Origin of the sequence: Lysinibacillus sp. KU-BSD001 (assembly GCF_042920265.1) — a bacterium.
Classification (GTDB): Bacteria; Bacillota; Bacilli; order Bacillales_A; family Planococcaceae; genus Lysinibacillus_B.
In genome coordinates this window covers 36,814-60,681 of the sequence record NZ_JBDQZI010000009.1, presented here as the reverse complement: position 1 = coordinate 60,681, position 23,868 = coordinate 36,814, and the positions used below count along the sequence as shown (strand labels likewise).

The 23,868-nt window shown below is 38.7% G+C and carries 22 protein-coding genes; 5 read left to right on the top strand and 17 right to left on the bottom strand.

Annotated features, from left to right (window positions below):
- Nucleotides 1-115: 115 nt before the first annotated feature.
- On the bottom strand, nt 116-1,810 hold the full coding sequence (locus AAGS61_RS13670; protein WP_391372849.1) for an FAD-dependent oxidoreductase: 1,695 nt from the start codon (nt 1,808-1,810) through the stop codon (nt 116-118).
- 364 nt (nt 1,811-2,174) lie between these two features.
- Between AAGS61_RS13670 and AAGS61_RS13665 the strand changes: the two genes are divergently transcribed.
- Both AAGS61_RS13665 and AAGS61_RS13660 read left to right on the top strand, forming a co-directional pair.
- A complete protein-coding gene (locus tag AAGS61_RS13665; protein ID WP_391372847.1) occupies nt 2,175-3,860 on the top strand; it encodes a methyl-accepting chemotaxis protein in 1,686 nt (561 codons plus the stop codon).
- A gap of 292 nt (nt 3,861-4,152) precedes the next feature.
- On the top strand, nt 4,153-5,490 hold the full coding sequence (locus AAGS61_RS13660; protein WP_391372844.1) for a CAP domain-containing protein: 1,338 nt from the start codon (nt 4,153-4,155) through the stop codon (nt 5,488-5,490).
- 180 nt (nt 5,491-5,670) lie between these two features.
- Here the strand turns inward: AAGS61_RS13660 and AAGS61_RS13655 are convergent, their stop codons facing one another.
- Nucleotides 5,671-5,973, bottom strand: a complete 303-nt coding sequence (locus tag AAGS61_RS13655) for a DUF6509 family protein (protein WP_391372842.1) — start codon at nt 5,971-5,973, stop codon at nt 5,671-5,673.
- 64 nt (nt 5,974-6,037) lie between these two features.
- On the opposite strand from AAGS61_RS13655, the gene AAGS61_RS13650 reads away from it, so the two are divergent.
- Together AAGS61_RS13650 and AAGS61_RS13645 are read left to right on the top strand one after the other, a co-directional pair.
- Entirely contained in the window at nt 6,038-7,267 is a 1,230-nt protein-coding gene (locus AAGS61_RS13650; protein ID WP_391372839.1) for an alanyl-tRNA editing protein, read from the top strand.
- A 130-nt stretch (nt 7,268-7,397) separates the two neighbouring features.
- Complete coding sequence (locus AAGS61_RS13645; protein ID WP_391372837.1) at nt 7,398-7,823, top strand: hypothetical protein; 426 nt, start codon at nt 7,398-7,400, stop codon at nt 7,821-7,823.
- Between the two features lie 100 nt (nt 7,824-7,923).
- Here the strand turns inward: AAGS61_RS13645 and AAGS61_RS13640 are convergent, their stop codons facing one another.
- From AAGS61_RS13640 to hutP, 5 genes are all read right to left on the bottom strand, one after another.
- Nucleotides 7,924-9,324 (bottom strand): aldehyde dehydrogenase family protein, encoded by a 1,401-nt coding sequence (locus tag AAGS61_RS13640; protein WP_391372834.1) that lies wholly within the window; start codon nt 9,322-9,324, stop codon nt 7,924-7,926.
- 515 nt (nt 9,325-9,839) lie between these two features.
- A complete protein-coding gene (locus tag AAGS61_RS13635; protein WP_391372831.1) occupies nt 9,840-10,634 on the bottom strand; it encodes a hypothetical protein in 795 nt (264 codons plus the stop codon).
- 344 nt (nt 10,635-10,978) lie between these two features.
- Entirely contained in the window at nt 10,979-12,313 is a 1,335-nt protein-coding gene (locus AAGS61_RS13630) for a Na+/H+ antiporter family protein (protein WP_391372829.1), read from the bottom strand.
- A gap of 321 nt (nt 12,314-12,634) precedes the next feature.
- Nucleotides 12,635-14,152, bottom strand: coding sequence for a histidine ammonia-lyase (gene hutH, locus AAGS61_RS13625; protein WP_391372826.1), 1,518 nt, complete (start codon nt 14,150-14,152; stop codon nt 12,635-12,637).
- Nucleotides 14,153-14,280: 128 nt separating this feature from the next.
- Nucleotides 14,281-14,724 carry a hut operon transcriptional regulator HutP gene (gene hutP, locus AAGS61_RS13620; RefSeq protein ID WP_391372824.1) on the bottom strand — a complete coding sequence of 148 codons (444 nt, stop codon included), beginning with the start codon at nt 14,722-14,724 and terminating at the stop codon, nt 14,281-14,283.
- Nucleotides 14,725-15,404: 680 nt separating this feature from the next.
- On the opposite strand from hutP, the gene AAGS61_RS13615 reads away from it, so the two are divergent.
- Nucleotides 15,405-15,773: a rhodanese-like domain-containing protein gene (locus AAGS61_RS13615; protein WP_391372821.1), complete on the top strand. Its 369-nt coding sequence runs from the start codon at nt 15,405-15,407 to the stop codon at nt 15,771-15,773.
- Between the two features lie 55 nt (nt 15,774-15,828).
- Here the strand turns inward: AAGS61_RS13615 and AAGS61_RS13610 are convergent, their stop codons facing one another.
- The 10 genes from AAGS61_RS13610 to AAGS61_RS13565 all read right to left on the bottom strand — a co-directional run bounded on the left by AAGS61_RS13610 (nt 15,829) and on the right by AAGS61_RS13565 (nt 23,856).
- Nucleotides 15,829-16,377 carry a GNAT family N-acetyltransferase gene (locus AAGS61_RS13610; protein ID WP_391372818.1) on the bottom strand — a complete coding sequence of 183 codons (549 nt, stop codon included), beginning with the start codon at nt 16,375-16,377 and terminating at the stop codon, nt 15,829-15,831.
- A 132-nt stretch (nt 16,378-16,509) separates the two neighbouring features.
- Complete coding sequence (locus AAGS61_RS13605) at nt 16,510-18,507, bottom strand: methyl-accepting chemotaxis protein (RefSeq protein ID WP_391372815.1); 1,998 nt, start codon at nt 18,505-18,507, stop codon at nt 16,510-16,512.
- Between the two features lie 308 nt (nt 18,508-18,815).
- Complete coding sequence (locus AAGS61_RS13600) at nt 18,816-19,631, bottom strand: metallophosphoesterase (protein WP_391373097.1); 816 nt, start codon at nt 19,629-19,631, stop codon at nt 18,816-18,818.
- Between the two features lie 25 nt (nt 19,632-19,656).
- On the bottom strand, nt 19,657-20,358 hold the full coding sequence (locus AAGS61_RS13595; RefSeq protein ID WP_391372812.1) for a hypothetical protein: 702 nt from the start codon (nt 20,356-20,358) through the stop codon (nt 19,657-19,659).
- Nucleotides 20,355-21,089 (bottom strand): hypothetical protein, encoded by a 735-nt coding sequence (locus AAGS61_RS13590; protein ID WP_391372810.1) that lies wholly within the window; start codon nt 21,087-21,089, stop codon nt 20,355-20,357. Before AAGS61_RS13590 ends, AAGS61_RS13595 begins: the two co-directional genes overlap by 4 nt.
- Nucleotides 21,076-21,957, bottom strand: coding sequence for an ATP-binding cassette domain-containing protein (locus tag AAGS61_RS13585; RefSeq protein WP_391372807.1), 882 nt, complete (start codon nt 21,955-21,957; stop codon nt 21,076-21,078). The genes AAGS61_RS13590 and AAGS61_RS13585 overlap by 14 nt, the downstream gene beginning before the upstream one ends.
- A gap of 5 nt (nt 21,958-21,962) precedes the next feature.
- Complete coding sequence (locus tag AAGS61_RS13580; RefSeq protein WP_391372804.1) at nt 21,963-22,334, bottom strand: GntR family transcriptional regulator; 372 nt, start codon at nt 22,332-22,334, stop codon at nt 21,963-21,965.
- A gap of 356 nt (nt 22,335-22,690) precedes the next feature.
- Nucleotides 22,691-23,113 carry a Na+/H+ antiporter subunit G gene (locus tag AAGS61_RS13575; protein ID WP_391372801.1) on the bottom strand — a complete coding sequence of 141 codons (423 nt, stop codon included), beginning with the start codon at nt 23,111-23,113 and terminating at the stop codon, nt 22,691-22,693.
- The gene (locus AAGS61_RS13570) at nt 23,091-23,375 is read right to left on the bottom strand and encodes a Na(+)/H(+) antiporter subunit F1 (RefSeq protein ID WP_391372799.1); all 285 of its coding nucleotides are present in this window, start codon (nt 23,373-23,375) and stop codon (nt 23,091-23,093) included. The genes AAGS61_RS13575 and AAGS61_RS13570 overlap by 23 nt, the downstream gene beginning before the upstream one ends.
- Nucleotides 23,368-23,856 (bottom strand): Na+/H+ antiporter subunit E, encoded by a 489-nt coding sequence (locus AAGS61_RS13565; RefSeq protein ID WP_391372797.1) that lies wholly within the window; start codon nt 23,854-23,856, stop codon nt 23,368-23,370. Before AAGS61_RS13565 ends, AAGS61_RS13570 begins: the two co-directional genes overlap by 8 nt.
- Nucleotides 23,857-23,868: the final 12 nt, after the last annotated feature.

Here is a 23,868-nt window from a genome sequence, read left to right as displayed (position 1 = left end):
AAGTATTAACTTATTTCAAAGCACTAATCTAACAAAAAGAGGGTGTCCATTTTCTAGACCCCTCGTTTGTAACAGTTTCGCCTCAAAATACCTTTTCAGACGGAACCGTTCGTTATTATTTAAAATTATATTGTGTCACAATCGGTTCGCGACCTGTTTGGACATCCGTGAAATATTCGTACAGGCAAATGCCAAGGAATGAACCCGAGACATTGACAACCTGATTCCACCCTGCACCCTGTAATGCCATCACCGCATTGTAGCTACGCTGTGCAGAGCGACAATGTACATAAACAGGCTGATCTTTTGGAATTTCGTGCATGCGTTCACGTAATTGGCTAAGGGGGATATTCAGTGCGCCTTTCATATGACCGTTAGCAAATTCATTTTCTTCACGTACATCGACAAATAGTGCACCTGCCTCGTAAAGCCCGCGTACTGCTGACACTGGTACTTGACGGAAACGACCAGCCATGATGTTATTGGCTACTAGCGCCGCTAGATTCACAACATCTTTCGCTGTACTAAACATTGGCGAATATGACAGCTCTAGTTCTTTTAAATCTTCAATTGTCCCGCCCATCGTAATGAGTGTGGCAATGACGTCAACTCGCTTATCCGCATTGCCTTTCCCAATTGCTTGCGCCCCTAAAATGCGACCAGTTGGCACTTCATACACTAACTTCAAATGCAGCGGATTACTCGTTGGCATTAAGCCGACTTTATCCGGTGCAATAACATATACACTATCGACTTGGAAACCTGCTTTTTTCGCTACTTCCTCTGTTAAGCCTGTAGCAGCCCCATTTAAGTCAAACACTTGGATACTCGATGACCCAATAACCCCTTTATTGATGTTGGCTATCCCGTAAATATGATCAGCTGCTGCACGTGCTTGACGCTGTGCGGGACCGGCTAACGCTAAACGAACTGGTTTATGTAGTAAACGGTGATATACTTCGATTACATCGCCCACCGCATAAATATGTGGATCACTTGTCACATAGTTTTGATCCACTTTAATACCACCGGATGTACCAATTTCTAATCCTGCTTCCTCAGCGAGCGTTGTTTCAGGGCGTACACCTATCGCTAACACCACGATATCAGCCTTTACCTTTTTGCCTGAAACAAGTGTAACCTCTTCTGCGGTAATACTAGCTAGCCCATTTCCAACAATGACCTGCACCCCTTTATCCATCATTTCCTTTTGTAAAATTTGCGCCATATCAAAATCAAACGGACGGAGAATTTGAGGGGCACTTTGTACAAGTGTGACGTTACGGCCAGCAAGGCATAAGTTTTCTGCTACCTCGACACCAATATATCCCCCACCGACAACCGCAATATGTTGGGCATCATTTTCTACGATTGCTTTTTGCAAACGCTCAATATCGACAACGTTTCTTACCGTAAATACATGCTGTAGTGTTGCACCTTCTACACGTGGGACAATCGGCGCTGCCCCTGGCGATAACACTAATTTATCGTAAGTCTCATCGTATTGTTCTGTTGTGATCAGATTGCGAACAGTAACCGTTTTGTCTGCACGATTAATGCGGATCACTTCAGAATGAGTGCGCGCCTCTAAATTATATTTCGATTTAAAAGAGTTCGGATTCATTAACACGAGGCGATTACTACTTTCCACAACCCCACTTAAATGAAAGGGTAATGAACAGTTTGAAAATGATACGTGTGGTCCCTTTTCAAACATAATGACCTCTGCTTGTTCATCTAAACGACGAATCCGCGCTGCCGTAGAAGCACCCCCTGCTACACCACCGACGATTAAAATTTTTTTACTCATCTCAAAAATCCTCCTTTGTCCTTCTCTCACCGAACACGTTATACCCATATAGTTATAATAGGAAAAATCATACTACTTTACTTGCATTGTAGCATGATTCATTCTCATTTTCTTGCACTCTTCAATTTTCAGACTTCACTTACAAGACTACATTCATATCCTTATTCACACATATAACATCGGGATGTTTTATACTTCATCACCAAAGAAAAAACCTTAATTTCAACGGACAAATAACACAAAAAACTCGAAATAATGTAACAAATAGTACAACTTTATTAACTCTATACTGATAGTATTTATGGTATATATTAAATTAATTTACATTTAATTTATATTTAATTTACATTTAGGGGTTGTCAATGTGTCTATACGAACTAGGGGTTTGCTCTCATTTGTTTTTATTTTTTTAACGCTAATCATTGTAGGAATCGTTCAATATAATAATGCCGATTCTCAAATGAAACATCTTAAGGAAATCGAAAATACTACATTACAAACGACTTTCTTAACAGAGGAATTAAAATTAGCCGTCGTACAAGTCCAACAGTATTTAACAGACATTGGTGCTACACGTGGACAAGATGGATTAAATGATGGCTTTGAATTAGCTGAAAAACATAGCCAAATTGTGTATACAAATCTACAGGAATTAAAAGAGCTACAGCCAGAAAATTCAAATCGACTACATGAAATTGAAGAAGCCTTTAACGTTTACTATCAATCTGGAAAACAAATGGCGCAAAATTATATTGATGGTGGTCCTGAACAAGGAAATAAAATCATGGGCGAATTTGATGCCACCTCAATTGCGATTAATAAAATGGTCGATGAATTAAAACAGGAAAGTGTCGCTCAAACAACAAACAGTTTACAAGATGTTCAACAGTTACTTGATGATAATACAAACTTTTTTATCATGACGTTTTCATTTGTTATTTTAATTGGAATGATAATCGCTCTCCTATTAAGCCGTTCGATTATCCGCCCACTACAACAAATTATTCATTCAACAGAGCAAATTGCTAAGGGAGATTTAGGGACATCTGTACGCTTAAATCGGAAAGATGAGCTTGGAAAACTGGCAGAAGCATTTGAAAAAATGCGCCTAGAATTGCGGTTACTTATCACAAAAATTGATGACGCATCGGATAAAATGCTTGCTAATGCCTCGTTATTAACCCATAACATGGATGAAAATGTAGCAGCAACAGAAGATATTACAAAAGCGATGCAAGTAGTGTCGGAGGGAGCAGAATCTCAAGCAACTGATTTAGCCCATTCCTCTAATTACTTAGAAGAAGTATCACAAGGCATACACGAAACAACGAAATCAGTTCAAACGGTAACTGACTTAAGCCTTCACGCAAAAGAAACAGCTCAGTCTGGTAATGCCGTTGTCCAACAAACACTGCAACAAATTCAGACGATTCAACAAACGGTCGATCATGCTAATAATGTCGTGTCTCACCTCGGCAATAAATCATCGGAGATTAACCAAATTATTTCGATCATCACCGATATAGCAGATCAAACGAATTTACTCGCTCTTAATGCAGCGATTGAATCCGCAAGAGCTGGAGAGCATGGCAAAGGCTTTGCTGTCGTGGCAGACGAAGTCAGAAAACTCGCCGAGCAATCGGCCCACTCCGCTAATGATATTCGATTATTAATCAACGAAATTCAAGTGGAAACAGAAAAAGCCATTCAATCCATGACAGGTGGTATAAAAGCCGTTGAAGTAGGTAGTAATCTTGCGATGAAAACGGGCGATGAATTCCAAAATATCACAAACATTATCGAAGAGATTTCTGGAAAAACGGTGAATGTGTTTGGTGTCGTGGAAGAAGTTAATACAAATACAGCCAGCATTGTAGAAACAATTAACCATATCACTTCGATATCTGACAGCTTAGCAAATAATGCACAGGAAGTTGCAGCAATCGCAACGGATCAGTATGAATCATCCATTGAAATTTCCACATCTGTTGCTCACCTAAACGATATGGCAAAAGATTTAAAAAATACAATTAGTGAATTTAAATTATAGAAAACGCCGCCATAAATGATTCATAGGTACTTTCCCATCTCGTATAAAAGCTGTTATGCCAGCTTTTATACGGGTTTATTTTTATAAATGCGAATCATTTTTCTTATCTCCTCCAATATCCCCAATATTTTTTGAATCCGCACACCTTATAAAACATTTCAACTAGATAAATCTCTAATTTAGCTTATGTAATTTTTTTACTTAATTCTTTTGATTCATTTCTTATGTATCCCCTCTCTCTAAATATCAACAGTGTTATAATTAGATATTATTAGGAATGGAGGGGCGTACAATGAAGCAATGGTTACATATTTTCGTCATTGGTATTGTGCTGTTAAGCTTTGCACCAACTTCTCAAGCAGCTACTCTACAGAATAATGACTCCTTTTATAAAACACAGGTTTTTCCTGATGTAAGTCCATCAGCATCCTACTACAACGCCGTTCAGTGGGCATATCATAATAAAATCATCTCAGGGTCTAACGGGAAATTTAACCCGACCGACACATTAAAAGAGGCACAATTTGCAAAAATGTTTGCAGAGTTTTTCCAGTTCCCTATCTCAACACAACAAAACTCAAATGACTGGACTGCTACTTATTACAATCGGCTCATAGCTTACAATGTTCCTTTAAATGGCTATAACTCTACAGCTGTTCGGAATCAACCGATTAATCGTGGGTTAGTAGCACGCATGATTGCGCATGCATTAGGGCAAAAATCAGATTTAACAAGCGCGGTTACTTATTTAATGGAGACAGGGATTTCAACTGGACAAAATTTAAACGAAACAGATCCCGTAAAACGCTTCGGTGCCTCTAACACATTAACGCGCTCACAAGCGGCTGCCTTTTTATACCGCATGTATGAAAATGGCTATGTTGAGCTAAAAGCAACAGCAACGAGCAATGCTAGCGGTACTGTAACGAACAATCCGACTAACTCAAAAGAATACTTTATGGGCGGTGCTGTTACGGCACGTGTCGTAAACAATGATTATAAAAGTTATGAATTAGCATTTGTTTCAAATCATCAAGTGATTGGCGGCTATTTAACAAAAGATGGGGCAACTTTTGAAGGATACACAATCGGTAGCGCTTTATCTGGCAATAAAAACGTCGAAAAAAATGGTAAAAAGATTACCCTCTTTGTAGATACACACGCAAAAAATAAAATTGATGCGATTTATTGGACAGAAGATTCTAGTTCTGCAGATTTAAAATTAAAAGCTTTACAAAATGATACATCCGCAAAAAAATATGAGCAATTAGCACGTTTAATGGTCGAAATCACTAATATTTCACGCGCAAAAGCTGGCGTTGCTGCACTTACATACGATACGAAAGTAGCCGCCGTAGCAAAAGCGCACAGTGTAGATATGGTGACTCATAAGTATTTCTCTCATAATTCACTAAATGGTTCAACGCCTTTTGATCGTATGGAAGCAGCTGGACTTGATTATCGAACGGCTGGTGAAAACTTAGCAGATGGCCATTCAACCATTTTCCATGCACATAATGGGCTATTTAATTCACCTGGCCACCGAAAAAATATTTTAAATAAAGAATTTAAACATGCCGGTGTAGGGATCGAAAATCGAACGTACACAATGAATTTCATCACCTACTAAGAAAAAATCAGATTATCTCCATGTCTCATATGAACCATCCTTACACATAATGATGGGTTTTTGTATATCGGGGTTTTTACGCGGGTTTCTTATGGTTTTACGCGACTCTGCTATTTTATTCCCCTCTTTCAATTAGAAACAATGTATACTTTCCTATCTTTGAAAGCATAAAAACGCTGGCTACTCGCCAGCGTTTTCTTCTGTGTTTAACTCTTCGCTTACAAACTGTAAAATCAATGCTTCTTCGTCTTCCTCTAAAGCAAAGTCTAACATTTCATTATTTGCTTTATCGATTAAAAAGTAATTCAACATACGAATTTCTTCGTTATGCTGTGCAATAATGACACGTACTTCAATGCCAGCTTCTGAATATAGTTCGTCCTCTTCATCAATTTCCACGTCTAATAAAAGTTCGTACCGTTTCCCTTCAATAATATTCGTTGGATCTTTAATTTCCTCTACAGAAAAAGCTGTAATTTCCATGTTCGTCGCTCCTTATTTGCGCAATCTCTCCTCTTAATGATAAACAAAAAAATGTTGGCGTCAAATGAAGGATTCTTTCAATGTGTGCGATACAATAGCGAGTAAAGGAGTGAGGCACATGAAAGACTTACTATATTATCAAGATGCAACGATTAAACAGTTTTCAGCGGACGTTATTAAAACAGGAAAAGATGAGCAAGGGCCCTATGTTGTCCTATCCAATACCGCATTCTATCCAACTGGTGGCGGGCAACCACATGATACAGGTTGGATCAATGATATGGAAGTCATCAACGTAGAAAAAGTGGACGAAGAAATTCGCCATTACATACAAGAAGAAACTACGTTAAGTGGACTCGTGGAAGGAAAACTGAATTGGGTACGTCGGTTTGACCATATGCAGCAGCATACAGGGCAACATATTTTAACGGCTGCTTTTGTGGAGTTATTTGACTATCAAACGGTGAGCTTCCATTTAGGCACTGAGCTCGTGTCTATTGATTTAAATACAGTAGCCGTGACAGACGAACAATTAGCTGCCGCGGAAAAACGTGTCAATGATATTATTTTAGAAAACCGTCCAATCCAAACAAAGTGGGTAACACAAGAAGAACTGGCACAATACAACTTACGAAAAGATGTCTCCGTCGAGGAAGATATTCGTTTAGTCATTATTCCTGACTATGATTACAATGGCTGTGGCGGAACACACCCCACATCTACAGGCCAAGTACAGCTAATTAAAATTATGGAAATCGAAAAAATGAAAGCGAATATCCGTATCCACTTCGTATGCGGCAACCGTGTACGCGAACAACTAGCGATGCGCAAAACGGTCCTAACCGATGTGGCACGTCAATTAAGCGTCCCTGAAAAAGAAGCAGGCGATGCGCTCACAAAACTGATGAAGGCAGCCAAACAAACAGAAAAAGCGTTAGCAGAGGCGCGCGATGCATTACTTGCTTTTGAAGCAAAAGATTTGGTTCATACAGGGGAAAGCATCATTGCGAAAACGTTTGAAAATCGTTCGATTCAAGAGCTTCAAAAGCTCGCCCGTTCTATAACAACAGAAAAGCCCGATGTGATCGCACTCCTTGTAGCCAACAATGAAGACAAGCTCCAATTTGTTGCCGCGCGCGGTGCCAACGTAGACGTCTCCATGAAATCTATTTCAACAGCAGCCCTTCCTAGCATTAACGGAAAAGGCGGCGGAAATGACGTACTCGTTCAAGGTGGCGGGGAGAAATTAATTACACCCGAACAACTATTAGAAGCAATGAAAAACGCTCTATAATATTAAAAAGGCTAGGTACCATTTGTTATGTATGAAGCAATGGTGCCTGGCACTATATCCCCTAAATTTTTGTTTTATGTAAATATATGGTATAATTTTAATAACAACCACTCTATAAAGGGGGAAGAAAATGAACAAAGGTCCTATTTTTAAAATATTATGGCTAATTGGGTTAATCATACTAGCCTACGGAACTCATCAAGTCCTGAATGATGTAGAAAAGCAGGTCCATTCCGCTTTTAATCCAACCGTCATTTATTGGGTAAAGGTTACATTTGATATTTTGATAGGATGCTATCTTTCTATTTTCTTTGTTCACTCTAGAAATATTAAATTAAATAAACAATTACTCTATTTAATCTCTCTTCCCTGTTTAGTTCTGTCATTTTTATTTCCAATCATTTCTTCATTATCCACTATAAATGTAATCGCTCATTGGCTTAATAAAAGTAATCTCCCATTTTATGAGCTCTATTTCATGAACATTTTTGGGATTGTAGGTGGATTAACCTTCATTTTAAGTATATTCAGCGGTAATAGTAAAAAAAGAAAATGAGTATAACACAACGGATTGTTTGTTTATTTGCTACTTCTACAAAACTAGCCATTTAAAAACCTATGAGCATTTCACGTTGAAATGCCCATAGGTTTTATTGTTACTGCTCGTTTTGTTGTTGCATCATCATTTCCAGTTTGCCTGCATACGGCGGCATAATAAATGCCTCATAATCTGCCGGTACCGCTGTAAATACTGCGCGACTATGTGAAAACTCCTTAAAGCCATGAATGCCGTGATAGCTACCGATCCCCGAACTATTAACGCCGCCGAACGGTAAATTCGGGTGGGTATTATGGGCAACAATGTCGTTAATCGTTACACCACCAGAAGATGTACTTTGTAATATATGCTCGACTAACGCTGGTTGGTCGCTAAAAATATACAATGCTAGTGGCTTCGGATTTTGACGAATATACGCCAGTGGCTCTTCAATATCTGTGTACGGTAAAACGAGCAATAACGGACCGAAAATTTCTTCATGTAAAATGAGCATATCTTCCGTCACATTCGTTAACAATGTTGGTTCGATGCGACGTGTATCATCATCAACATGACCACCCGTTAATACTTGTGCCCCCTTTTCCACTGCATCATTCAATAAGTTTTTCAATCGGTTATAATGCGCCGTATTCACAATTTGTGTACGGTCTTCATTTTGAATCGTGCCATTTGCATCATAATATGCTCGATGCACATGCTGTTCAAAATGTTGGGCAAATACCTCAACATCTTCTTCATGTATACATACATAATCAGGTGAAATACAAATTTGGCCACTATTGATCATTTTGCCCCACGCTAATCGCATCGCTGCTCGCTCCAGGTCTACGCCTTGGTCAATGATGACTGGGGATTTTCCACCAAGCTCTAATGTAACAGACGCTAAATGCTTCGCAGCAGCCGCCATTACTAGCTTTCCGATTTTTGTACCACCCGTAAAGCAAATATGATTGAAAGGAAGGTCTAATAATTCATTCGCAACGTCCACGTCTCCAATGACGACAGCCAGCTCCTGCTCATCAAATGTGGCTGCAATGACTTTCTGCAATGTTTCACCAAACGTTGGCGTCAGTTCAGACGGCTTTAAAATCGCACAGTTTCCTGCTGCGATTGCCTCTGCTAACGGATGAATCAACACCGTAAGCGGTGCATTCCATGTACCTAAAATACACACTACCCCTTTTGGCTCGTACATAATTTGCGCTTTTGTACCTGGCTGACTTTCGACAACATCTGGCTTCATCCACTCTTCTACATTCGCTATAGCATATTCAATGGCGCCGATGACAGCTACCACCTCATTGACTACTTCAAACTGTGGCTTTTGCACATCTTGAATCGTCGCCGCTACAATCTCCTGCATATTGTCTTTTAGTGCCTTCGCGAGTTTTCCGAGTGTCTCTTTACGTGTCGCTGCATTCGTTTTACGTACTTCCCATTGATACGCCTGTTGCTTTTGAAAAATTTCTTGTATGCGTGTTACTGTCGTTTGTTGCATAACAATACCCCTTCCAAATTTGAATTCGCGGCTCCTGTAAGCTTGTCTCCAACATCAACCCTCTATATAAATGTATTACATTAATATGCTAAATATTCAATCAAAAACTATAATTCTCTTATATTAAAAAATTTATTACTGAGATTTACTTCACTCCATCTACGATTAGTCAATATAGCTACTATTAAACAAAATTGATTTATTGTTCTTCGCCATTCGAAAATATGTAGACTTAAGTAAACATACATTAACCTCCTTATGTGCATACGTAATATAATAAATGCCATTCTATCCTGTAGAGGAAAGAACGGCATTTATCGAAAATCTTTAAATGTTTAATAGGTGTATTAGCAGCAACAACCTATATTTCTAGCAATAGTAAATAGAGATACTATTGCAAAATCTTCTGTCCATAATTGCTTGATACCCGTGAAAAGCCAGACATTAGGAGAGGTACTTTTTTTGCACCTTAAAACCCTTGCGACTCTAAAGCGGATATTTATGAAATTGAATAACTATAAATTAATGTCGGTAAAGCCTTCACAAGTAAAACGAACATCTGTTGAGATATAATTTTTAACACCTGTTTCGACATTAATTATCCCGCCCGGCTGATGTATGTGAAATGTGTCCTCTTTACCTTTTGATAAATAAATACCTAATGCGAGACTTCCGGATCCACATGCTTGCTCGAAAAATCTAGATCCCGTTTCTTTAACGCAAACGAATGGCCATATCTCATATTCTTTTTCCCTTAATCTTCTGTAAGGAATAATCCCAATTGCTTTATTTTCAATTTTTTTAGAAACCTCTTCAATAATAAGATTAAAATCATCCTTGGATGGCCAATAGTCCGTTAAGAAATGAGTTATGCCATCTAGTTGCACACAACTACCTGAAATGCTTTTTCCATTAAGATTAAAAACAATATCTTGAATAGAAAGAGGATCTGGCATTTCAGCTTTCGCGTCAAAATGATTAGAAGATTTCGCTTTAACTAAACATGTAAGTGGTGATTCTGCGCCAGAAGTTTCTAACAAGAAATTATTTTTTTCTGTTAGCCCATTGTAGTGACAGTATGCAGCAGCCCCTAAGAGTGCATTTCCGCAAAATTCCCCTCCCGACATTTCTAATCTAATTAGGGATTCCTTACTTTTCGGTGTACCAATAAAGCCTACCTGTTCCGCATTAACATATTCATAGTCCATAATTGTACTGGCGATTTGCGAATAATGAGTAGGATCAACATAGTTAGTTATTAAAACGGTCATATTTTTTGAAGGACTAATCTTTACAAAGTTAAGCTTCATTACAACTAATCTCCTTTTTTATTAAATAGCTATTAGTAAATTTTTTATTTAAATGATGTATCAATCTGCTTAAAATGCTCTAGTAAAAACAATCAGAGGGACTGCCTAGACCTATGGCAAGTCTTGTTAGTTTATGCAAAAGGAAAGTTCACTTTTGAACTGTAGCTGTAATTCCCTATGTGCTATAGCGTTCTTTTATCAGACTTAGTAAATCCATACATTACCAATTTACTGATTATTAAGAAAATTCTTAACATAAAATCCCTTTAATTCCAAGATTATAATCAGTATCGATTAATGTTTTGACTAATGTACACCTTATAACTGGTTTAATCAAATTGATTTTAAAGCACCATTGCAGCAATGAGACCAAAAATAAATAATGGTATGTTATAGTGCAAGAAGGTCGGGACACATGTATCCCAAATATGATTGTGTTTTCCATCAGCATTCAACCCTGAAGTCGGTCCAAGCGTACTGTCTGATGCTGGTGAACCTGCATCTCCAAGCGCTCCAGCAGTACCAATTAATGCGGCAGTCGCCAATGGAGAGAAACCTACGGCTGCACAAAGCGGGACGAACAAGGCTGCAAGAATAGGGATTGTGCCGAATGAGGAGCCGATTCCCATCGTGATTAGTAAACCAACTAGAAGTAACATGGTCGCAATAAACATTTTATTATCCCCTAACATCTCTGTTGAGGACTGTACAAGGCTTTCAACAGCGCCTGTTTCTTTCAAAATCGTTGCATATCCAGAGGCAATCAACATTACAAATGCGATCATCGCCATCATATTAATCCCTTCATTGATAACCTTTTCCCCTTCTTTGAATGGGACTACCGTTAATAAAAACATGAGGACAATACCTGTAAGCGCTCCCAAAACGAGTGAATTACTTACAAGTTGCACAACAAGCGCACAAATAGTTGCAACAATTGTAAACATGTGTCGTGATGTAAATGACAATTCCATCTCTTCAGATGCTGCTATCTCATTTACAACCTCATATTCACTTAAAGACAGTCCCGCGCGTTCACTAACAGGCAGTTCACGATTCTTCCGATAAGAAATAAAAATCGCAACGAATAAACCAACGATCATACCCATTCCCGGTATTAACATCGAAGAAGTAACAGATGTAACAGCGATTTCCATACCGTTTGCTTTCATTTCATCGGCAATAATACCATGGAAAATTAAACCGAAACCTGCAGGAATCATAATATATGGAGCCTTCAATCCAAACGTTAGCGCTGCGGCCACACCTCTGCGGTCAACTTTCATTTTATCAAACAGGTGGAGTAAAGGTGGGATTAAAATCGGAATAAACGCTATGTGTACAGGAACAATATTTTGGGAACAACAAGCTACTCCAGCAATTGTCAACAATAAAACTGAACGCTTTCCTTTTAAAACGCTTACAAGTTTTTTTACAAGAAATCCAGTAATTCCCGAATAGCCAATCATAACTGCGAATATTCCAAGCAAAACATAACTTAACGCTGTATTTGCTTGTCCTCCCATTCCGGAGATTAACATACTCATCGTATCAGACAGCGACAACCCTTCCATCAAACCTGCAACACAAGCTGCAAACAAAATTGTCAACATTACATTAACCCGAAGAAGACTCAATACGACCATGACTATTACTGAAACTACTACAGCATTGAACATCCAATCATCCTTTCTTAATTGAAGCGTTTAGTATTTTTTTATTTTATATAAAGAGAACCATGCTGGTATACTGAACATTAACATCCCATTGCGTAGATTCCTATATAACAGTTCTCATATTTTTTGCAAAACTGTTTAGGTAAAAGAACATTTCCAACCATTACTCTAACTCTTTTTATAGTTTTAATGATTGGATTTCTAGGAGGAGTGTGGCAATAGGATAAGCTAACGAGTTTATTCTTCGTCATGCTCAAAATTCCCACACTTCTCCTACACTTTGTATTATCTTCTATAATTGTCTTGGTCCATTAATCTATCTTTTTAATGATGAGTATTTGATAGATTTTTATCAAACAGGAAAGTACCAACTTTTAACCAATTATTCATTGCTTCAATATCCTTTGAAAACACTCTATCTTCACTAATAAACGGCACGATTTTTCTACCATTTTCTAAAAACCCTCTTGTTGCAGAAGCCATTTTTTCTTTACCGCGAATTTCTGCTGCCTGTATTGCACAAATCGCTTCGATTGCTAATACACGACGAGTATTTGTAATTACTTGATATGCATGTCTTGATCCAATCGTCCCCATACTCACGTGATCCTCTTGGTTTGCTGATGAAGGAATGGAATCTACACTTGCAGGATGTGCGAGTGTTTTATTTTCAGATACAAGAGATGCTGCGACATACTGCATGATCATTGCCCCTGATTGTAAACCTGGTTCAGGGCTTAAAAATGGCGGTAGGTCATTTAATTGTGGATTTACTAAACGTTCAATTCTACGCTCAGATATATTTGCTAGCTCCGCTACAGCAATTGCTAAGAAATCCATCGCAAAGGCAATCGGCTGTCCATGGAAGTTACCACCCGATAATACTTTTTCACCATTATCAAAAATTAATGGATTATCAGTAGCTGCATTCATTTCAATTTCTAATTTCTCTTTTACATAATTTAATGTCTGCCATGTTGCTCCGTGTACCTGAGGAATACAGCGAATTGAGTATGCATCTTGTACACGTATTTCCCCTTGTTTTGTTATTAATAAGCTGTCAGAAAGATGTGCGCGAATTCGTTCAGCAACCTCTACTTGCTCTTTATAGCCACGAGCCAACTGAATATCTTCGTCAAATGCATCAATAATTCCACGTAATCCTTCAATCGTTATGGATGCTATTAATTCTGTTTGATACGCTAATTTTTCTGCTTCCAAATATGCAACTACACCCATTGCGGTCATTGCTTGTGTTCCATTAATAAGCGCTAATCCTTCTTTTGCTGTTAATGTGATTGGGAAAATATCTTCTTTCATTAATGCATGAATCGCTGATGTTTTCTCCCCTTTATAAAAAACTTCACCCTCCCCTATTAACACAAGAGCTAAATGTGAAAGGGGTGCTAAATCACCACTTGCACCTAGTGATCCTTGTTGAGGAACAACCGGATGAATACCAGCATTTAATAGCTCAATCAATTTTTCAATAACGACAGGTCTTACACCTGAAAAACCTTTCAGTAATGCATTTGCTCGAAGCAGAATCATCGCACGTGATACAATTTCCGGAAAAGGTTCGCCAACTCCACAAGCATGTGAACGAATTAAATTTAGCTGTAGTGCTTCAACATCTTCTTTGCCAATAAAAACATCACTAAATTTCCCAAATCCTGTCGTAATGCCATAAACAATACGCTCTTCAGCAACGATTTTTTCAACCGCTTTTCTACTTTCTTGAACTTTTTTCATGCTCTCTTCAGTAAAAGTAACTCTTTCTCCATCCAAAAGGACTTTTCGTACCTCATCTAAAGTAAGCTTATTTCCATTTAATGTGACCATCTTATTGTCTCCCTTCCATTTCCTTTAGTTAAGTAAAGTCATAATAGAAAAGGGGGCTATATCAATGAAATCACACAAAAAATGATTTCACGATATAGCCCCCTGTTAACTAAAAAACTATGGGCAAATTATATATGATTAATTCCTAAACCAATTGTTTCATGCTCCGATCCCTTAACCGGTGCACCAATTGTTCCATATAAAGAAACGGCAACCCAATCTCCCTCTTGCTCATTATCATATGGATTCCCACGTAAAACAGCAAAAGATAAGCCAACAGTTCTAAGTACAGATCCTAATTGTACCTGACCTCTTGTTACACCATGTAGTGCTTCAATAATGGCATGGTATAATGCATGAGATTCACGATAAACGTCCGTCTGGATAATCCCGTTTTTCTTAGCTGCTGTTTCAATTGCAGCAACTATTTTTTGAGAGTCCATCGAACCAACTTTTCCTGTGCATCCCTTCCAATTCCCCTGCTCAAGTTTTGCTAATTGTTGAGTTGAATCATCTGAGAATAAAAGAAGAATGGATAATCTACCTATACAACGATTTTTACTCAATGCCATATTAACACTCTTTCTATTTTTTAGCTTATAAATTCTAATGACTACTAACTAGGTATCGCGTAATTGCTTTCTAAAATGACTACTAACTAGGTATAGTGTAATCGCTTTCTAGAACAGTGTCAATAATATTTTTTGAATAGTAAAACTATTTTGATATATAAAGTTAGAACCTTACTATACTATTGAATATAATAAGAGGAAAACATCTTCTTCAATAATTTTTGGTTGCTAATTCAGAAAAAATAGGCAAAAAACATACCGTTCCTTTTTTGGTTTATCTCATATCCAACAGACAAGAGTGAATTTTAATCCACGTGTATATATGCTTGTAACAGTCGGCGGAGTGCCGAAAAAGTTAAGACCCACTGTTCACCATTTTAGGTGCCTTCACGATTGAAGAATAACTTCGACAGATCTTTCTACTTCACTGTTATTTATTCAAACATTTTATGGATGAAGCTGCTCGCTTTTAAGGTTTACATACATTTGGCTTTAATTAGTTCAAAAACTTGAAAACTTAAGTTTATAACTGCAATTAGTAGGGAGAAAAGATTCAACTACGGTTTCTTAATGCAAAACTATTTATAAACTCTCTCATTTCATAATTTATTTTATTGCATGTTAAAATCAGGTCACCTATAATACCCCTATAGGTATAAAACAAAATGGAGGTACTCTACATGAAAAAATGGTTATTCGTTATGATGGCTCTTTGTATAGTAGCACTTGCTGCTTGCAGTAATGAGGAAGGAAGCTATGAAACGATTGCACTCAATGAAGTCGAGGGAAAAATGAGTGAAGGGTATATTGTACTCGATGTACGTGAACCGAATGAATTTGCGGAAGGGCATATTCCATCCGCCCAAAATAAACCGTTATCTGCCCTACAGCAGGAAGATTTCAGTGAACTATCAAAAGAGGAAAAATACATCGTCATTTGCCGTAGTGGCAACCGTTCCCAAACAGCAAGTGACATTTTAGTCACGGAAGGCTATGATGTCGTTAATGTATCCGAAGGGATGTCTAGTTGGACAGGGGATATCGAATAAAGCAACAGCGAGGGAGCCATCTCAAAATGTCTTTTCAGACAGCTCCTTCGCTTTTTCATTTCCGTGTCAGCCATTCTTTCCGCAACATGCCGTAAACAACGTGATCTACATAGTGATTGTATAGCCATTCTGCACTTCGAATCGTTCCTTCCTGCATAAACCCAAGCCGCTCCGGGATGGCACGACTTTTACGATTCCCTTCTGCTGCGTGAATTTCAACTTTATGCAAATCGTATTCAAATAGGGCAATATCAATCATCGCTTTAACAGCGCGTGTCATAATTCCTCGCCCTTCATATTTCGAACCTAACATATAACCGAGCTGTGCTGTTTTATTTGCGTAGTTAATGACATTAATACTAACTTTCCCAGCCATTTTCCCCTTATAAATAATCGCTGTATCCAATGCTTCGTTCTGGATAAACTTCTGTAAATTCATATCAATCACTTTACGTGTCACACTCATATCAGTAGAAAAATCCAGCCAACCTAGCCACTCTCGTAGATGCTCACGATTTTCCTCTATTAAATCAAACACCTCTTCTGCATCTCGCTGTGTCACAAGCTTTAATGCTACTTCATCATCCACTCGATATGTAAACATGTCCGCTCCCCCTTATGTGAAACTAAAAATTCCCTACTTACATAGTAAATGATTATTTCTACCATTTTTAGAATATACATTGAATTAAAAATAAGAAAAAGCGTACCACTTTTGCGATACGCCCTCTTCTACCTATAATTTAAACTGACTAACGGCTACACGTAGTTCCACAGCCATATTGTTTAGTTGTTCCGCTTGCTTGCCCATTGCTTCTACAGCGTCTCGTTGTAAGCCTGTCGATTTTGTTACTTCTTGAATATACTCTGTGGAAGCATTGGCTGTTGCGGCCATTTCCTCAATCGATGCGGTTACTTCCTCTGTATTGGCACTCATTTGCTGAGCAGAAGAGCTTAGTTGTTCAATTTCACGTGTAATTTTCTCAACAGAATGGACAATTTCCTCAAATCGAGACTCTACTGAATGAATCGTCACCAATCCTCGTTGGACATTTTCTTCACCCGACTCCGCTGCTTTGACGGCTTCCGTCGTATATACTTGCACTTTGCCAATGAGGGCATTAATTTGGGCAGCTGATTGTGCTGTTTGTTCAGATAATTTTCGGACTTCCTCTGCTACGACTGCAAAGCCTTTTCCAGCATCGCCCGCACGAGCTGCTTCAATGGACGCATTCAGTGCAAGCAAGTTCGTTTGATCAGAAATATCCGTAATCATTTCTGAAATTAGGCCAATTTCTTTCGATTCATTTTCTAGCTTCCGAATCACTTCAAGCTCAAGTGTTGTCCCTTGTTGAATGGCAGACATTTGTTGAATAGATGCACTGACTGCTTGATGCCCACTATGAATTTGATTTTCAATTTGCTGTGTATGCTCTGCCACTGTACTCGCCACTTCCGCAACCTGCTGTACACCTAGTGCCATCTGCTCCATCGCATAAGCGCCTTCGTCCGCCATTGTAGACTGTGCTACCGAACCGCGCTCTACTTCCACAATCGCATTAGAAATAGCACTCGTCATTTCTGTTACTTTATTGACTTCGCTCATTAGCTCATTGGAACCGTTCCCTACATTGCTTGCATTATCATTGACTTTTGAAATCATTTCTTTCATGCTACCGACCATTTTAGACAATGAACCCGCCAGTATCCCTAGCTCATCGCCTCTTTTACGATAGCGCTTCGGTACCTCATGTTGAAAATCACCTAGCGCTAAATGTTCACTAATATTCACAAGCTCTTTAATCGGTTTACTAATAGAACGTGATACGAAAACCGCAAAACCAATCGCAATTATTAAAAAGGCAATCGTTGAAATGATTAAACTGCGTGTTAAGTCGCTTAGTCCCTCAAGCATTTCATGGCGGTCTGCTGTCACAGCCATTGTCCAACCATTATCTAACGTATGATACCCGACTAATCGCTGATGCCCCTCTGTATTCTCAAATTCAAAGAACCCTTTGTCATTCGAAATCATTTCTTGGATGGCTGTTGCTTCGCCAACCCACTCCCCTGTTTCCTCCGCCTGTGTCATAAAATTCATTTGATTTTTTACATACTCTCGGTTCGTATGCCCTTGAATCGTTCCTTCGTCATTCACAATAAAGGCATAACCCGTCTCACCAACCTGAATTTCATCGACGACATCCGATAACACATAGCCATCGATACGTGCTAATAAAAGTGCCTTTTCACCTGTCACTGTATCAATCGGTGTAGCAATGATAATAACGGGTTCATTTGTCACACGGCTAATTAAAATATCTGACATCGCTGTCTCACCTTTGAATGCATTGATGACATACTCACGGTCAGATAAATCAGCTGTTGTGCCATCTGAATAATAGGAAGTACCGTTTTCATCAATAATCCCAAACGCTAAATAGTCTGCTCGCTCTGTTAGTTGGGAATTTAAATAAGCAAATTGTTGTTCAAGATTCATCTCTTTTAAGACATTTTGATCAGCAATCGATTCTACCTCTATAAATAAACGTTTAAATACTTCTTCAATATAATGCGAAACATCTTGCGCTTTCCCACCTAGGTTTGTTTCTACTTGTTCTTGTAAAGCTGACGAGCTATTCAAATAACTAGATATCCCCAGCGCTATACAAGTAGTAGCTAATAACATAATAATAGATGCCGTTAGCTTGACACCAATACTTTTAAATTTCATAGCAACCTCCCTCAATCAAAACGTTATTTTTTATTTTTTATTTTTTCTGTAAACTTACTATACATTTATACCTATAATATACAAATAACAGGAAGTAGTAAATGCCGTTTCATAATAGGGGTTCAAAATAACAGGCTTATCCCCGCATGAAATAATTCCTCCTAACTTACTAAAGGGCATAATAAAAAGGAATGTCTGAAAGGCTAAAGCCTTCCAAACATCCCTTTCTACGTATCATCAATCGCTACTAAAATACTTCGGCCCTACAGTAGTACCCGTCTAACAGCAAAGACGTCATCCCACACTCATTACCGTGATTTTAGCTCGACGGCCACGATTTCCGGCAAGTTGAACAATCGCTGTGTGACGATGCTATTCCCGAGCCCTCTGCTAACAATCATCTTTGTCTCTTCTGCTTCATAAATGCCACTTGTATACGTTGGCAACCAGCCTTGCCCTGGTGCCACAAGCCCGCCGATAAACGGTAAACGTACTTGCCCACCATGTGCATGTCCCGTAAATGCAATGTCTATTACATTCTTAACATATGTTTCGAATTTTTCCGGTCGATGCGACAGTAAAATTTTATATGAATTTGGATGAATTGTTGCCATTGCTTCATCTAACATCTGTTGTGGCTCTTTGCCCATTAGCGGATCTTCAATCCCGATAATCGTTAAACGCTCCCCGTCGCGTTGTATTTCCAACGATTGATTCGGCAATATTTGTACGCCAAGACGCTCAAGTGCTTCGTAAATTTCGTCTACCCGATTTACTGCTACTTCATGATTGCCTAGTACATAATACACATCCGCAAATGTCACAAATTGTGCCACCGCCTCTAAACTATTTTGCAAATCATAGCGACGACTATCGATTAAATCCCCTGTTAGAAAAATCGCATCTGGATTGGTAGCCCGTACTTTTTCTACAAGTCTTTGTTGGTTGTCGCCAAATGTGGCATCGTGTAAGTCGCTGATTTGCGTAATTCGGTAACCATCAAACGCTTTTGGTAGTTTCTCCGATTCAACCACATGCTCCGTTACGACCAATAACTGATTATTGGCATATAAAAACAACAAAAAAACAACGACATAACACACTATCTTTACTAATTTTTTCACATCGACCGCTCGATTCTCATTCGTTTTAGGGTATATATATACCGCTACTGTTAATGATATGCACATCAGCCGGAACATTCAAGTATAGAAAACGCATACCGAATGATTGTCTTTCAAAGCCCTCCCCGACAAATGAATGATAACGTTGATTTGCTACCTGAATAGTAGGTTCAATTTGCATATATTGAATCTCTTCTGCAGTAGCAGTTAACCTAAGGGAAAATGTATCATCCGCTAAATCTATTTCGGGTTGCTGTATATAGCTTGATAAATCAACCCCGTAATGTATATACGGCGTTTCATAATATTTCACGACCACTTCTTTTACTTCAGAATCTCGATTTATCTCTATCACGATGTCATAAAAAAGAGACTGATCCTGGATATCCAGTGTTAATGTATCACCTTGCATTTCATAAACGAGTGTTTCCTTTACATATTGTTCATCTAACTTGCTATAAGCTGCTCTGTCTAGCTGTTCTCGGAAGGACCATTCATTTTCTTGCAGCACGTTTAGCTCTTCCTCTGCTAAAATCACAACATCCTGTTCAGATGTTGTTAATACAATCATCGCAATTATGCCCGCTGCCATATATATTGCTAGAAACCAGCCAATTCTTTTCGGCGTCCATATTTTCACTTTCGTTAACAATTTTCGAACGAGCCATATCGAAACACCCACTATACAACTAATTATGATAAATAACATCCAAATACTCGTACTCATCGTCTGCTCACCTCCTGCAGATTACGAATATAAATGGCGACCCCATAAATCACTGCACTAATACTTAGGCACTTAAAAATAAAGGGCCACATGCCTGTATTCGTTGCTAGCGCTTCTTGTGCTATAGGTACGGTAGACGTGTTAGTTGCGATAAATGCATACAATCCAATTACAATCATTACCCCTATACTGGAAATGATCCATTTATTCATCTGTAAAAAAGAACCAGCAAAAAAACCAGCAGCTGATACGATGACAAGTAAGCTAAAAAATAAAAGAACTGTCTCTACTTCAATAATACGACCAATTAAAAATTGTGCGTCTGAATTTCTCAGACGATGGATTAAGGAGGATATATAAAACGAGCTTAACGCTGTCCACGTAGCGATGAAACAAATGACTAATTGGGTAATAACCGTTGAAATCGATGCGGTCAATCGCGTTGTGACAATACTAAAGTTTTCCTGTGTCATCTGCTTACTCGCAAGCATCGTACTAATAATAAATAATGTAAGCATTGAAAACATGAGTATACCGTCCAAAGTATAACCTAAGATTAAGATTCTTAGATGAGAAGAGCCTGAAGTTGATTGAGTTGTTCCATTTGAAAAAATAAGCGATGCGATGATTTGTATAGCAATGATTGTCATAAAAGCGGAACTATAGGAAGAAAGCTTCCATCTGACTTGATTTTTAATATTGTGCATCATCGATACATTATTTAAAGACACGGTCGATGCCCTCCTTCTTCTCGCTCGTAATCAATTGGCATACTTCACTCGCCGACACATTTAACACAAATACACCTTTTGCTTGTAGTGCTTCCACATTGAGCTGTGCTGCTGGCACTACCACCTCATAAAATGGGGCTTCATCATATGCATGCAGTACTTCTAAGTGTTCAATGAACGGTGCAATTTGTGCTTGGTCTCCTCGTAGTCTAACAGCAAATGTCTGGATTTCATCTAGTGGTGCATGTAGCTCTACTACCCCTCGGTGAATACATAAAATTTCTTCTATCAAATGCTCCATTTCGGATAAATAATGGCTTGAAATGATGATAAGTCTCGGATAAGTAATATACTCCTTTAAAATGGCTCGGTAAAAATCTGTACGAATCGCTTCGTCCATACCGTTCATCGGTTCATCCAGTAGCGTGATTTTAGAACGAGTGGCTAGTCCATACACTAAGTTAAAGGTAGCCCTTTGCCCCGTCGATAATTGCTCATGATAGGCATGAAGTGGAATGTTCGCATAAGCAAGCAATTTTTCTGCTAAATCTTGCTGCCAGTTCGGATAAAATGTGGCCCCTTGCTTTAAAATATCTGCTAGTGTAAATGGGGAAGGAAATGTTAGAGACTCTTCTATTAACACCGTATTCGATGCAACTTGTAAACTATTAAAAGGATTTTCACCTAATACCTCAATCTTGCCAGCAGTTGGTTTTAAATGACCGGCAATTAAACGAAGCAATGTCGATTTCCCTGTACCATTTCGACCGATTAACGCCATAATTTTCGGTTCAGTAATTTGCAGAGAAACATTACTTAACACCGTACTCCTACGAAACTTCTTTTTGAGTTGTTCACAACGAATCATTTACGTCACCCCTTTTGCTGTACTTTTTGAATCAGATCCATTAGCTCTTCGTCTGACACAGCTAGCCTTCTTGCCTCCTGCACAACCTCTTCTACAAGCTGTATTAATGTATGTGTCTTTCTCATCGCTAAAATTTTGTCTTTCGCATTTTCCACTACAAACATGCCAAGTCCCCTTTTCTTGTACAAGATGTCTTTTTCAAGCAAAATCGTTAAGCCTTTTCCTGCTGTCGCTGGATTAATATTGAACATTTCTGCTAGTTGGTATTGCGAATAGACCTTGCCATCTGCTACGAGCCGATTGGCTAGTATTTCATTTTCAAGCCATTCTGCAATTTGGATATAAATCGGCGTTTGGCTATTCGGATTCAAAATCAAAGAGCCCCCTCCTTCCACGCAAATCAGTACATTAGTGTTGTAATGTACTATATATTATGCAGCAACCTTTGTCAATTTACCTCATAATGTGGATAACTTTTCACAAATTTTCTAAAACTTATCCACATTCTGTACTTCTCCACAATGTTATCCTCAAATTTGAGCGCTATCCACAAAGCTTGCCCTAAACCGCTCGTTGCCCGCTGAAAACTTATCCACAAAAAAGGCGTGTCCGAGAAGGTATTCTGGGACACGCCCTTTGCGACCACCGCAGGAGCAATCATTTTTAATCAATCATTATTTAACGCGTAAAGGAGGTGTTCTGAAAGTAAAAACTTTCTAAACACCTCCTTCGATTACATATCTGAACGCTTCTCTCGTTCCATTGCCAAGTTTTCTTCTACTGCTTTACACGCTTCGCTTCCATCCTGTCCAAATAATACTGGCTTTAACGCATCATCGCCTGAGCCTTCTGCTAGCGGTACGCGCGAACGGTACGCTGCACGACAAACAAGATGCCCAGCGACGGGAGCTGTAATAAAGGTAAACACAATCCCTAAAATTAACCGAATACTAACAAATCCATCATGACTCCAAAAATAAATAAACGCCCCAACTAAGCAACATAAAACAGAAAGTGTCGCACTTTTTGTGGCCGCATGAGAACGAGTATACACATCTGGTAGCCTCAGCATCCCTAATGCACTAATAACACTCACAATGGCCCCTAAAAGCATTAATAGTACCGCAACCCATTCAATCGCCTGATTTTCGTTCAACGATAACGCCCCTTTCGATATACTTAGAGAACGCAATCGTGCCAATAAACGCCAAAATCCCTAAAATTAAAATCGCCTCTAAAAATGCCTTTGTATTCAACACAATCGATACAATCGCAATGGCCGAAATTAAGTTCACACCAATCGTATCCAGTGCAATCGCTCTATCTGGCATCGAGGGTCCCTTCACAACACGATATAATAATAGGGCAATGGCTACCATAAATAGCGCCAGTGACAGTAGCATTACTTTCTCAATCATTGCGTGTCACCTCCAATATCGCTCGTTCAAACTTGCCAATCGAACGCACAATTGAATCCTGGGCTTCTTCTAAATCCATTGCGTGGATATAAAACAGATCGCCCTCTTCCGATACTTCCATTACGACGGAGCCCGGTGTTAATGTGAGCAGTAACGCCAATATTGTCACTTGCCAATCACCTTTCAGCTGTGTTTTGTATGTGAAAATACCAGGCGTAATCGTTAACTTCGGTGAAAGTACCCAGCGCAGCACAGACATACTAGATAAAACGAGCTCTTGAATAAAAAGGAGGATAAGCTTCAGAATTTTTGCTACTCGCCGCAAATAAAAACGTGTCCCAAAGAAACGATGCATCGCATATAAAATGACGACCCCAACTAAAAAGCCAGCAACAAAATTGGAGAAATCGGCATTTGGATCATCTTTTAATAAAAACCATAATGCCGCAATAAATAAATTTAATATAAATTGTCCTAACATCCACTGCCCCTC